Below are 11065 nucleotides of genomic sequence, written 5' to 3'. Positions count from 1 at the left end.
CCAGCAGCCAGGCGAATCGTGCGAGCGACGGCTGGCCGAACGCCACGCATACGCCGCCGCCGGCGAGCGTGGCGGCCGCCAGAATCAGCAACACGAGATCGATCGACCAGGGGACTCGGTACATGGCCATTGCTCCGATCGCCGTGCATGGTGGTGTTCGCCGCATCCGGTTTCGGTTGCGGACGGCGTGGCATCAGTCTAGGAAGCGCCGTGCTTCGAGCATTGACATGGGTCAGGACGGCGTGCGTCCCGTGAGCGACCGGCACGCCGCGTTGCTTGACGTGAGTCAAGCCATCGGCCCCTTTCCTCAGCAAAATTGAGCCGTGACACCGGATGGTCTGGAGTCGATATCGTGCTGACGCTGGCTGTGCTCTTCGTGCTGATTCTTCTGCTGAATCTCATGCCGGCGTTCGCCCCGCCCACGTGGGTGGCGATGTCGTGGGTCGGGTTCAACCTGCCCGACGGCAATCCGTTCATCTTTGCCGTCGTGGCGGCCGGCGCGGCGACGACGGGCCGTGTCATCCTGGCGACCTTCGCGAGATCGCTCGTCCGCTCCCGCTGGATGCGGGAATCCGACCGCGAGAATATCGACGTCGCCACGCGCTGGCTGCGACAGCACCGGACGCTCACCGCCGGCGCGTTCTTCTTCTACGCCTTGAGCCCGCTGCCGTCGAACTACCTCTTCATCGCATACGGGCTTTCCGGGTTGCCGCTCAGAATCATCGCGACGGCGTTCTTCATCGGCCGCGCAACGACCTATGCGATCTGGGCGCATCTCGGCCGCTTTGCATCGACCCGACTGGACGTGGAATCGGAACTGGAAGGCACGTATCTCGGCGGTTACTTCGTCGTCACGCAACTGGTCCTGCTCGGCCTCGTGTTCGCATTGATGAAGCTCGATTGGCGTGCGCTCGTCAACGAACGCCGGCTGACGTTCAGACGCGGCCGTCATCCGCGCGGTTCCGATTGACACACGGCGCACGCGATCTTTCGATCGGGCGCATCGGCCAGCCGCTCCCGGCTACCGGACATGTATCCCGGATGCGACCTCCGGGAGGTTTTCGCGCTTCCGTGGATCGACGTGCGTCATGACATTCAGGACGCGGTGATGCCTCATCACGCGCGCACGCGCGTCCACCGCAATGTCGTGCCCTTGTGCGACCGTAAGATCAGCGTCGATGTCGAGATGCACGTCCACGAGGATCAAATCGCCGGTCTTGCGCGTGCGCAGGTCGTGCACGTCGAGCACGCCCCGTGTCGCAACCAGCGTTGCGCGGATCGCCTGCACATCTTCAGCGTCGGCCGCACGGTCCATCAGATCATGCAATGCGTCCCAGCCGAACGTGGCGCCCATTTTCACGATCATCCCGCCGACGATCAGCGCGGCGACGGGATCGAGCAGCGGGTAGCCGAACAGGTTGCCGACGATGCCGCACGCAACCACCAGCGAAGATGCGGCGTCGGAACGCGCGTGCCATGCATTGGCGACCAGCATGCTCGACTTCACCCGCGTTGCGACCGCAAGCATGTAACGAAACAGACTCTCCTTCGCGACGAGCGCAAGGATCGCCACCCATAGCGCCGTGACATGGACGCGCGCGATCGTCTCCGGATGCTCGAGCTTCTGGATCGCGGACCACAGCATCCCGCCCCCCACCACCAGCAGGATTGCCGCGAGTGCGAGCGACGCACCGGTTTCGAAGCGCTGATGGCCGTAAGGGTGCTTTTCGTCGACGGGCTTGCGGCTATGGTGGCCGGCCAGCAGCACGACGAAATCCGCGACGAGGTCGGACAATGAGTGAATCCCGTCCGCCACGAGGCCCTGTGATCGGGACAGGGTACCGACCGCCACTTGTCCAATGCTCAGTGCAAGGTTGACCGCAACGCTCACCCAGGTACTTCGCGTGGCCGCAGTGGCCATTGCGGGCGTCGCTTCCGCGACGGCTTCCGAAACAAGGTCAGATTGCTGTGACATCACGATTTTGGTCACGTTCCAAGGTTGAGCAAAGTCGGATAGTCGCAAGCGGACCAGAAGGCCCATGCACGCGTCTCTGGTAGCGACGGTCGCCGGCATTCACGTCGAAAGCTCGTCGAACGCCACCAGCGCATGTGCCGCATATACATCATCGACGGGCCGCCCCCCGTGTAGACGGCGACACCAGCAACCTCCTCGACCTCCTCACGCGTCGCCTTCAGCTTGATCAGCGATTGCATATGGAAGCCGATGCAGTCGTCGCAGCGGCACGAGATCGCGATGCCCAGCGCGACGAGCTCGCGTGTCTTTTTCGTCAGTGCGCCATCTTTGGTAGCGGCCGCGCCCAACGCGCCGAAGGCGGACAGAAGTTCTGGCTGTGACTGCCAAAGCTTGCGCATCTGCTCGGCGACTTCGGCGGTTCTTTCACGATAACGCAACGAGTTCGACATGGCTGGGCCACTCCGAAACGAGAGAATCTGGACGGCTCACGACGCTTCACTTCTGCGGCGGGCAATGATGCACCGCGCGTCTGACAACTGCGTGATCTCGGGCATGTATTCGATGGTATTGACGGACGCTCGGCAAGACTTGATCTGCGACAAAGGACCCACCGCCCGTTCTGCGTACCGTTGGACTCATGCAAACGACTTGGAGAGCATCATGTCCAGAGCAAACAGGTTCACCGTTTCGCTCCTGATTGGCGTCGCGATTGCCGTGACGGCCGGCCTTGCGGACGCCCAGCCTCGCCAGCCTGCTCCTGGCCCTGCTGTCGAGTCGGGAGGCATGATTTATGGCAGTCAACTGATGACGACGGCCGAACGGACCGAGTACCGTACGCGAATGCTCGCGGCGGCGTCGGATGCGGAGCGCGAGAAAATCCGCACCGAACATCATGCCGAGATGCAGAAGCGTGCGAAAGCGCGCGGAATCAAGCTCCCCGACGCGCCCCCCATGCGCGGCATGCATCGCGGGCAAGGCATGGGGATGGGCATGGGGCCCGGCTACATGCACGGCTGGCCCAACCCCGCAAGCGGCGCTGCCGGGCAGTGATCGCGCGATTCGGCGCATCCGGCAACGAGCGCGTCGAACCTATTTGCCTACAGCCATTCTCGTGTGCACCGCGCCATGCGGTGACGTTGGCCCGTCGTCTCAGTCATGCGTATGACGGGTCGAGCGCGTAGCCGGACTGGGTTCGCCAGACTCAGGCCACGACACGGTCACGCGTAGTCCGCCAAGTGCGGGCGATCGGTCAACCTGAACATCGGCATCATGCGCAGCCGCGATCCTCTGCACGATCGACCACCCAAGGCCGCTGCCACTTGGCCCGGTTCCCGCAGGCCGAAAGAATCGCTCACCCAGCCGGTCCAGATCGTCGTCGCCCATGCCCGGGCCGCTGTCTTCGACCCGCAGCACGGTGCGCCGTTCTCGTTGTCCGACCGAAACGGTGATGCACGCCAGCGGCGGGCTGTAGCGAATCGCGTTGTCGACCAGGTTGCGCACCATCGACTCGAGCAAGGGTTCGTTGCCGCCGACGATGCATGGCGACGGCGCATCGAGTTCCAGCCTCTGCCGTTTCCCGATCGACCGTGGCGCAGCCTCCGCGACCACCCGTTTCGCCAGGGTCGATACGTCGACCGGTGCGCGGTCAGCCAACGCGCCCGCATCGAGACGCGACAGCAACAGGAGCTGATCCACCAGGCGTGCGGCCCGATCGCACCCTTCGAGCACGCCCCGCAGTGCATGTCGGCGTCGCTCGTCATTAGGCTCCGCCATCGCGACCTGCGCCTGCGCCTTGACGGCCGCGAGCGGCGTGCGCAACTCGTGAGCCGCATCGGCCGTGAATCGGCGCTCCGCGTCCATCACGGCACGAATCCGCTCGAACAGGCCGTTCAGCGCATCCAGCATCGGCCGCATCTCGAGCGGTGTCAGGTCCGGCCGAATCGTGTCGAGTGCCTGCGGATTCCGCTTCGCCAGCGTTCGCCCGAAATCGCGCAGCGGCGCCGTGCCGCGGCGAACCGCCCAGCCGATGGCCAGCACCAGCAACGGCAACGCAGCCGCCATCGGCCACAATGCGCTGCGCATGACGGCGCCCAGGATCGCCTTGCGTGAATCGATTCGTTCGCCCACGAACACCTCGACATCGTCGTGCACGCCGTGCACGACGAATACCCGCCACGCGTCCCCGTCAATCACGACGGTCCAGAATCCGGAGCGTCGATCGCGCCCGATCAGCTCGGGCGCCACCATGGGCTTCGACGGCGCGTTTTCGGAGTGCAGGCCAAGCTGCCCGTCGTGAAACACCTGAAAGGCCACGCGCGGCCCGTACGGGTGAAGAATCGGCGCGTCGATCGCATGGTCGTCGTCATCCGGCCCGCGCGCCTGTTGCGCGACGAGCAGCGCCGCCGCCTGCGCGAGGTGGCCGTCGAGCAGCCGGTCGATCTCGCGCCGCGCATCGAGCCAGGTCAGCATCAACGTCGATAGCCAGACGGCGAGGACCACGGCCGGCACGAGCGTCAGCAGCCGGCCATGCAGCGAACGCGCGGGCAACACGGCTTTCATGCATCGTCCCGCATCAACACGTAACCCACACCGCGCACCGTTCGGATCAGCTCGCTGCCGAGCTTGGCGCGCAAGCGATGGATGTGGACTTCGACGGCATTGCTCTCCACCTCCTGCCCCCAGCTGTACAGGTACTGCTCGATCTGCTCGCGTGACAGCACCCGGCCGGCATTCAGCATCAGGATGTGCAACAGGTCGAACTCGCGCGTGGACAGCGCAACGGCCACGCCGGCGCGGCGCGCGGTTCGCGACGCGGGTTCGAGCTCGACGTCCTGCGCGTGGAGCCGCTCGGTCGGACGACCATGAGACCGCCGGACCAGCGCCCTCAAGCGCGCACCGAGTTCGTACAGGTCCACGGGCTTGATCACGTAGTCGTCGGCGCCCATGTCGAGCGCCCGGATGCGGTCGGGCACGGCATCGCGCGCGGTCAGGACCAGGATCGGCAACGCTATCCCGTCGCGGCGAATGCGCTGCAGCACGTCCATGCCGTCCATGAGCGGCAATCCGAGATCGAGGACCGCCGCGGCATGAACATGCGCGCGCAGCTCGCGCTGGGCCGCGTCGCCGTCATGCACCCAGTCGACCTGGAACCCTTGCTGGCGCAATCCGGCTCGAATCCCGTCTCCGAGCAGGACATCGTCTTCCACGAGCAGGATGCGCACGATCGAGTCCTCCGCCCGTGTCCGTCAGTCGTCGTCCCGGCCCGCCCCGTGCACGGGGCGGCCGGCGTCCGTCGCGACGGGCCGATCCGCTTGAACGGGCTGCGGTGCCGCCTGCCATTGCGTCCACCACCAACCGATCACCGCTGCCGTCATCACGAAAGCGATCCCCCACCACGCACGCCGGATGCCGTCGATCGGCGCACCGCGCTTGTAGCCGGTCACCATCGCGCCGGCCAGATTCTCGCGATGCAAGACGCTGCTGACGAGAACAGCGGCGACGTGGACCATGACGAGCGCGAGCATCACGTTCGCCGCGCCCTCGTGAAGATCACCGAACGATTCGCCGTTTCCGTTATAGGCTGCCCAACCGGTCAATCCGACGACGACCGTCATCGTCAGCATGGCGACAATCGCGACCGCGCCGGCCGGATTGTGGCCAACGTGATGTTCGGGCCGGCCTTTTGCAAGGCTCAGAACGTAGCGCACAACGGCCGCTGGCGAACGTACGAACGACGAGAACCGCGCATGACGCGTGCCGGCCACGCCCCATGCGACGCGAAACGCGACGAGCGCCAGCATCGTGTATCCGAACGCGACGTGCATCAGCCGCCAGCGCTCGCTCTCGGCGGTCAGCCACGCGCCTGCAAAGGCGATGACCGTCAGCCAGTGGAATACGCGCAGTGGAGCGTCCCAGACCAGTATCCGTGCGGGACGCGAGCGCTCCGGTTCACCGTGTGCCCGGGATGCGGACGAATCGTTCATCGAAGTTTCCTTTGTCTGCTTGCGTATGACATGCGGCGCAATTCGACGGCCGCTTGACCGCGGCGCTGCGCCAGACGGACGCAGGCACCTCGTCGTGCGTGGCGACGAACCATGCCGACCGGGTAATCCTGTCTTCGGGCGGGCGGCGAGCCGCGGCGCCCGTCGCTGCGTGTGCTGTCAGCCATGTCTCCAGTTGCCCGATCGTTGTCGGATCCAGCGTCGCATCGGTGCCGAAGTGGCGGTCGAGACCGTTCAGGATGAGCCGCCAGGACTCGGCGGGCAGCGCCCCGGGCGGATAGGCGACATGGCAGGTCGCGCACTCCTGCTTGTACTTGGGCAGCAACGGAATCGCGGCGCTTCTCGTTTCGTCTTCCGCCAGTGCCGCGCAAGGCAGCAGCGACATCAGCAGCAGCGCGAGCACGCTTGCGCGCACATATCGGACGGGAGCAATTCCGCGCAAGGAGGTTGTCGTGTCAACGTCGTTCATGATTGTTCGCCATCAGGGTTTCAGGCTCATGAGCCAGCTCAGGACGTCAGCCTTTTCGATTGCCGAACATTCACGCCCGACGACGTCCTTGCAGTTTCTGCGGAACCATTTTTCGGTCCTCGCCTGGTCCGTGAACCGTGCCGGATTGAACGCGGGAGCTAGCGGCTCGATGGTCTTGCTGGTGACCACGTGCCGGCCTTGGCCGGTCGGCGTACTTCCATGACAGGTCGCGCAACTCCAGTCGCGCCCGTGTCGGGACGCGAAGAACTGCTGCCCTCGCGACGGCACGGCGCTTGAGCCTGCCTGCGCCACATAGCCGTCCAGCAGTTGAGCAGGTGTCTCGGCATGGGCAAACGCAACGGCGGCAAACTGCATCGATACCGAAAGGCATGAGAAACAAAGCGTGCGCACGGAACGGGATATCCGCATCGTGATTCTCCTGGTCGATGCGTTCATGTTCTGGCGAATTCCTTACCGCATTCTTAACGTCCTGATGTTAGTTAGTCGGCACAATGCCGCACGGCACGCGCGATCCCGTTGAACGCCCGGAGCAGCCGGAGCGAGTCTGCGACCGTGATATGTCAGCCAAAGTCATCTCCTTTTCTCCGAAGATCCATGGAGAACGAATTCGTCATACGGATCGTAAGCGCTATCGCACCCTATGTCGCCCCGTCCCTGCGCAGCCCGAGCATAGGCGCATGACATCGTGCTGGTCGGGATCTTCCCAGTAAAACCGGATATCGATGCCACGACGAGCATCGACCTGGACCTGCCTCGTCTCATGTATATGACGATCGCGCGCGGATACCGTATAGCGCCCCTTTGGCAGGCGCACATACAGCAGCGGGCCGCCCGTTCGTACCGTGAGAACATGCCGCGTGCCGTTCAGGATCGTGACATCCACGTCAGACAAGTACTCACCCGTTTTCGATACAAAGGTCATTCGAAGGTTATAGCGGGAGGCAACTTCGCGAAACGCAGCGACTTCTTCTGAACCGATGCCGCCGGTCACGTATGTCACCCCCCCAAGCTCGATAGGTTTCAAAGCAGTGTCGGCATAGGTGCCCGTAGCCGCAGCAAGAAGACATATTGACGCGCACAGAGCGCAGACGATTCTCGTCGACATGATTCTCTCCGCCTGCGCATGACGTCTTCCAGATCGGCTTCCGACTGAACACGGGGCGTATACGGCGACCGTCGAGGTGTCCTGCGCAAATCTCGTTGAACTCGTGGTCAGGATCCCGCTGTCTGGCAATTCGATCTTGACTCAAATCAATCGATCATTCGGCAGGGAATCTAGTCTGTTTTCAGTCGACTTCGAGTCCCGAAGCCAACGAAGTGTACGGATTCCCATGATGATTCAATCACGATCAAGGCGGCATCTTGCCTCCGCTCTTCTAGCCCTCCTTACCGCCTCTAGTTCGAATGCCGAAGAGTTGGCGCGCATACCTGCGCATTCGCAACGTTACGGCACGCATATCCGCATTTCTGCGTACGATGACCCGCTACTCAAGGGCGTGACGTGTTTTATTTCCGAACCGGTCTCGGCGAGTGATGGACGCAATCTCCATAACCGAAATACTGGAGCCACGGCAACTTCGGTGTCTTGTCACCAAGTCGGACCGCTCTCGACCACGGCACGCGTGCCGCAACAGGCACAGGTGTTTGACGAATCGATCGATCCGGTTTTCAGATCGATACACACAATTCGGATTCTGGATATTCGGCGTCTCGTTGTGTTGTATTTCTCGTTCGCCAAGAGTGATCTGGCGGGCGATCTGCCCGGACACGTGGACGTCGTCCGGTTGCCCGCAATTTTCGGAAATCAGGATGCGGCAGGCAAGTGAATCGAGCGCCGGTCCGCGGCGAGTCGTCCGACAGCTTGCACAATCATCGCAAGCCATCAACGCACACTGTCCGTGGTGGCGTTAAGCTGTCGCAGAGGTGGCGCATGCAACATCGTTACCGCGCACGAGCAGGACCGGACAAGTCGATCCGCGCAGAAAGCGTTCCGCGACACTGCCGAGAAAGAGTCGCCGCACACCGTGTCGCCCGTGCGTCCCGATCACGACCAGATCAATTGAGTTGTCGACAACGTAGCGCTGAAGGCGCTCCGGGACATCCTGACCGGCCTCAGTCTCGATAATTTCCCTGTCGCCGCGTAACGCTGCGTTCGAAATCGCCTGAACGGCATCTCGCAACACCGACTCGCCATAGTGCCGGATCTCATTGAGTAATTCTTCAGGCTCGACGCGCCCGCCATATGCGAACAGGGTGGATCTGTCGACGACGAACACGACGAAGAGGCTGGCGCCGCACAATCTGGCCAGCTTGATACCTTCGACAAGCGCCTGTTTCGATGACGGGCTGCCGTCCATGGCAATCATGATTTTCGTATACATGCAAACCTCGCTGAATGACTTAACCCGCTCGCTGCGCCCATCCTCATCATCGACGCACGCCGGGCCCTTGTGTTGCGCCAGGTCAACGGTTTGAAATCACGTCTAGCGCGACCGAACCGGCATGTTTTCCGAAAGTGTAGTCGGTGGGTACACGACGACGGTTTTTCCGACCTGCAGGCCAGCGAGCACTTGAGCGGCATCCGTGTTGCGCTGTCCGATCTGAACGACCTGTCGTATCGCCCGTCCGTGATCGACCTCGAACGCGCACCACTGCTCCGCGCACTGGAACAACGCCCCGACCGGTACGCTCAGCTCATCCATGCGCTCCGAGATGACGATTCTGCCCTGCACGCGATAACCGTCGCTCAACCGGCCGGGAGGCGCGGTCAGGTCTGCAATTGTAGGAGTTCACAATCAATGCTAGCCGTGCCCAAAGGAGTGCTAGCAATGTTCACTAATACCGCTAGCGTAGTGTTTTGCTCAGCCTAAGCGGTGGGCATCGATAACGTGATATCGCCCGCAGTGCGGCGTCGAAATTCGGAGCTCTGGCAAAAATCGATTGCGGAACAGTCTCGAGCAGGCTGTGGTGCACCCGGCAGTAGTCGGCTGACGGATCGAGCCACTCCCTCTTCCATCGTGATGCAGTGACATCGGCGTCGTTCAGAACAAGACATCTGAAGCAATACACCAAGTACTTCTGGTCGAAGACCCACTCCTGCGGCGTCTGGATCATGCTCAGAATGCCGTCGTTGAGCCGCGCTACGCGAGATAGACGGCTCAGGATTGGGGATGGAGCTGGGGGAAAGAGGATCCAGCCGGCCTTGGTCAGGCTAGGCATCGCAACGCCTGTGCCCGATTCCCAGATCAAGTCTACGCTCGTCTGATACCGCGCCGCGATTCGACCCAACCAGCTACCAAACGCCTCTTCCAGGAAGGGGCGAGGTGCGATGGGCCACGGCCGGTGGTGACCAGCGCATACCGACCCAACTCAGCTGGGCGGTCTGGTATCGCCTCGATGGCCATTCCGGGCCGACCGCCACCCGCCGCGATTGAGCACCCGCGCCAGCACGTGTCCAGCCTGGTGGGTGAGCGTGATGTGCAGGCACGCGTGGTTGCTGCCTTGAAACCGGCCAGTCCGGCCACGGCGTTCGCTTCACCCAAAGCCGCCGGGCGCTTGACCTCACACGTTGAAACTGCCCCACGACAGGATGCGCAAGCGGCACCGAAGAAAACGCACACCGCCGGACGTGCCGCCGCCCGACGTGATGCGACTGGCTTTCAGCGTAGGCGCCGCTGGTTGACAGCATTCTCATAATCGTCAATCCTTGTGTCCATGGAACATCGAGCCATCGCCATCGCGCTGATTATTCGCACCATTCTCCGAATGGTGGGTTAGCGCGTACTTGCTCGATAACGAAAACCCGCCGCCGAGGCGGGTTTTTCATTTCCGCTTCTAGGCTTGCCCACCCTGACCTGGAAAGGAAATCATCGTGTTCATGCACCGAAACCCATTCGACGCGCACGTACAGAGCCCCGCCCATCCTTCGGCGCCGTTCGATTACCTCAAAAAAATTCTGACCGCGCGGGTCTACGACGTCGCGATCGAAACCGATCTGGATTTCGCGCACAACCTGTCGGTTCGGTGTCGCAACGCGATCCATCTGAAGCGCGAGGACAAGCAGCCGGTGTTCTCGTTCAAGTTGCGTGGTGCGTACAACAAGATGGCGCAGATGCCGGCTGATGCGCTGGCTTGCGGTGTCATCACCGCGTCGGCCGGCAACCACGCACAGGGCGTTGCGTTCTGCGCGGCTCGCATGGGCGTGCACGCCGTGATCGTGGTGCCGCTCACGACGCCCCAGGTCAAGGTGGATGCCGTGCGCAGGCATGGTGGTTCGCGTGTCAAGGTCATTCAGGCCGGGGAGTCGTACAGCGACGCCTACGCGCACGCGCTCACGTTGCAGAAGGAGCGGAACCTGACGTTCGTGCATCCGTTCGACGACCCCGACGTGATCGCCGGCCAAGGCACGGTGGCGATGGAAATCTTGCGCCAGCATCAAAAGCCGATCCATGCGATCTTCGTGCCGATCGGCGGCGGCAGCCTGGCGTCCGGCGTGGCGACCTACGTGAAAGCCGTGCGACCGGGCATCAAGGTGATCGGCGTGCAGACGGAGGATTCATGCGCGATGGCGCAGTCGCTCCGTGCGGGTGAACGCGTCGA

General features: G+C 62.9%; 13 protein-coding genes and 1 pseudogene. 4 read left to right on the top strand and 10 right to left on the bottom strand.

Annotation, left to right across the window (positions count from 1 at the left end):
• Positions 1-352 precede the first annotated feature (352 nt).
• On the top strand, positions 353-970 hold the full coding sequence (locus ACTJLD_RS41235) for a hypothetical protein (protein ID WP_440661775.1): 618 nt from the start codon (positions 353-355) through the stop codon (positions 968-970).
• A gap of 51 nt (positions 971-1021) precedes the next feature.
• Here the strand turns inward: ACTJLD_RS41235 and ACTJLD_RS41230 are convergent, their stop codons facing one another.
• Both ACTJLD_RS41230 and ACTJLD_RS41225 read right to left on the bottom strand, forming a co-directional pair.
• Complete coding sequence (locus tag ACTJLD_RS41230; protein ID WP_155633637.1) at positions 1022-1921, bottom strand: cation diffusion facilitator family transporter; 900 nt, start codon at positions 1919-1921, stop codon at positions 1022-1024.
• A gap of 153 nt (positions 1922-2074) precedes the next feature.
• Positions 2075-2424 (bottom strand): annotated as a pseudogene (locus tag ACTJLD_RS41225) (carboxymuconolactone decarboxylase family protein).
• 211 nt (positions 2425-2635) lie between these two features.
• Between ACTJLD_RS41225 and ACTJLD_RS41220 the strand changes: the two are divergent.
• A complete protein-coding gene (locus tag ACTJLD_RS41220) occupies positions 2636-3025 on the top strand; it encodes a hypothetical protein (RefSeq protein ID WP_059697185.1) in 390 nt (129 codons plus the stop codon).
• Between the two features lie 99 nt (positions 3026-3124).
• Here ACTJLD_RS41220 and ACTJLD_RS41215 read toward each other — a convergent pair whose 3' ends face one another.
• The 6 genes from ACTJLD_RS41215 to ACTJLD_RS41190 form a co-directional block, all read right to left on the bottom strand.
• Positions 3125-4534, bottom strand: a complete 1410-nt coding sequence (locus ACTJLD_RS41215; RefSeq protein WP_431643028.1) for an ATP-binding protein — start codon at positions 4532-4534, stop codon at positions 3125-3127.
• On the bottom strand, positions 4531-5196 hold the full coding sequence (locus ACTJLD_RS41210; RefSeq protein WP_059697164.1) for a response regulator: 666 nt from the start codon (positions 5194-5196) through the stop codon (positions 4531-4533). Before ACTJLD_RS41210 ends, ACTJLD_RS41215 begins: the two co-directional genes overlap by 4 nt.
• Positions 5197-5220: 24 nt before the next feature.
• Entirely contained in the window at positions 5221-5958 is a 738-nt protein-coding gene (locus ACTJLD_RS41205; protein WP_431643026.1) for a cytochrome b/b6 domain-containing protein, read from the bottom strand.
• Entirely contained in the window at positions 5924-6445 is a 522-nt protein-coding gene (locus ACTJLD_RS41200) for a diheme cytochrome c (RefSeq protein ID WP_175829914.1), read from the bottom strand. Before ACTJLD_RS41200 ends, ACTJLD_RS41205 begins: the two co-directional genes overlap by 35 nt.
• A gap of 12 nt (positions 6446-6457) precedes the next feature.
• Positions 6458-6820 carry a DUF1924 domain-containing protein gene (locus ACTJLD_RS41195; RefSeq protein WP_431643034.1) on the bottom strand — a complete coding sequence of 121 codons (363 nt, stop codon included), beginning with the start codon at positions 6818-6820 and terminating at the stop codon, positions 6458-6460.
• Between the two features lie 274 nt (positions 6821-7094).
• Positions 7095-7571 carry a carboxypeptidase regulatory-like domain-containing protein gene (locus ACTJLD_RS41190; protein WP_124629247.1) on the bottom strand — a complete coding sequence of 159 codons (477 nt, stop codon included), beginning with the start codon at positions 7569-7571 and terminating at the stop codon, positions 7095-7097.
• A gap of 229 nt (positions 7572-7800) precedes the next feature.
• Here ACTJLD_RS41190 and ACTJLD_RS41185 point away from each other — a divergent pair, with 229 nt between their 5' ends.
• A complete protein-coding gene (locus tag ACTJLD_RS41185) occupies positions 7801-8292 on the top strand; it encodes a CreA family protein (protein WP_124629262.1) in 492 nt (163 codons plus the stop codon).
• 81 nt (positions 8293-8373) lie between these two features.
• On the opposite strand, the gene ACTJLD_RS41180 is transcribed toward ACTJLD_RS41185, so the two are convergent.
• Together ACTJLD_RS41180 and ACTJLD_RS41175 are read right to left on the bottom strand one after the other, a co-directional pair.
• A complete protein-coding gene (locus tag ACTJLD_RS41180) occupies positions 8374-8847 on the bottom strand; it encodes a universal stress protein (RefSeq protein ID WP_226192409.1) in 474 nt (157 codons plus the stop codon).
• A 463-nt stretch (positions 8848-9310) separates the two neighbouring features.
• Positions 9311-9796 carry a TniQ family protein gene (locus ACTJLD_RS41175; RefSeq protein ID WP_124629333.1) on the bottom strand — a complete coding sequence of 162 codons (486 nt, stop codon included), beginning with the start codon at positions 9794-9796 and terminating at the stop codon, positions 9311-9313.
• Positions 9797-10343: 547 nt separating this feature from the next.
• Between ACTJLD_RS41175 and ACTJLD_RS41170 the strand changes: the two genes are divergently transcribed.
• Positions 10344-11065 (top strand): pyridoxal-phosphate dependent enzyme (locus ACTJLD_RS41170; RefSeq protein WP_440661771.1); only part of this gene is annotated, 722 nt, incomplete at its 3' end.

It is taken from the genome of Burkholderia sp. 22088, assembly GCF_052045915.1.
In the GTDB taxonomy this organism is placed as follows: Bacteria; Pseudomonadota; Gammaproteobacteria; order Burkholderiales; family Burkholderiaceae; genus Burkholderia; species Burkholderia cepacia.
Note: the sequence above shows the minus strand (reverse complement) of the source record. Positions and strands in the feature narration are given on the sequence as shown.

Excerpts from the sequence above, each read along its gene's own strand:
- ACTJLD_RS41215 (WP_431643028.1), bottom strand. The coding sequence starts at position 4,534 with ATGAAAGCCGTGTTGCCCGCGCGTTCGCTGCATGGCCGGCTGCTGACG.
- ACTJLD_RS41195 (WP_431643034.1), bottom strand. The coding sequence starts at position 6,820 with ATGCAGTTTGCCGCCGTTGCGTTTGCCCATGCCGAGACACCTGCTCAA.
- ACTJLD_RS41200 (WP_175829914.1), bottom strand. The coding sequence starts at position 6,445 with ATGAACGACGTTGACACGACAACCTCCTTGCGCGGAATTGCTCCCGTC.
- ACTJLD_RS41180 (WP_226192409.1), bottom strand. The coding sequence starts at position 8,847 with ATGTATACGAAAATCATGATTGCCATGGACGGCAGCCCGTCATCGAAA.
- ACTJLD_RS41205 (WP_431643026.1), bottom strand. The coding sequence starts at position 5,958 with ATGAACGATTCGTCCGCATCCCGGGCACACGGTGAACCGGAGCGCTCG.
- ACTJLD_RS41220 (WP_059697185.1), top strand. The coding sequence starts at position 2,636 with ATGTCCAGAGCAAACAGGTTCACCGTTTCGCTCCTGATTGGCGTCGCG.
- ACTJLD_RS41190 (WP_124629247.1), bottom strand. The coding sequence starts at position 7,571 with ATGTCGACGAGAATCGTCTGCGCTCTGTGCGCGTCAATATGTCTTCTT.
- ACTJLD_RS41230 (WP_155633637.1), bottom strand. The coding sequence starts at position 1,921 with ATGGCCACTGCGGCCACGCGAAGTACCTGGGTGAGCGTTGCGGTCAAC.
- ACTJLD_RS41185 (WP_124629262.1), top strand. The coding sequence starts at position 7,801 with ATGATTCAATCACGATCAAGGCGGCATCTTGCCTCCGCTCTTCTAGCC.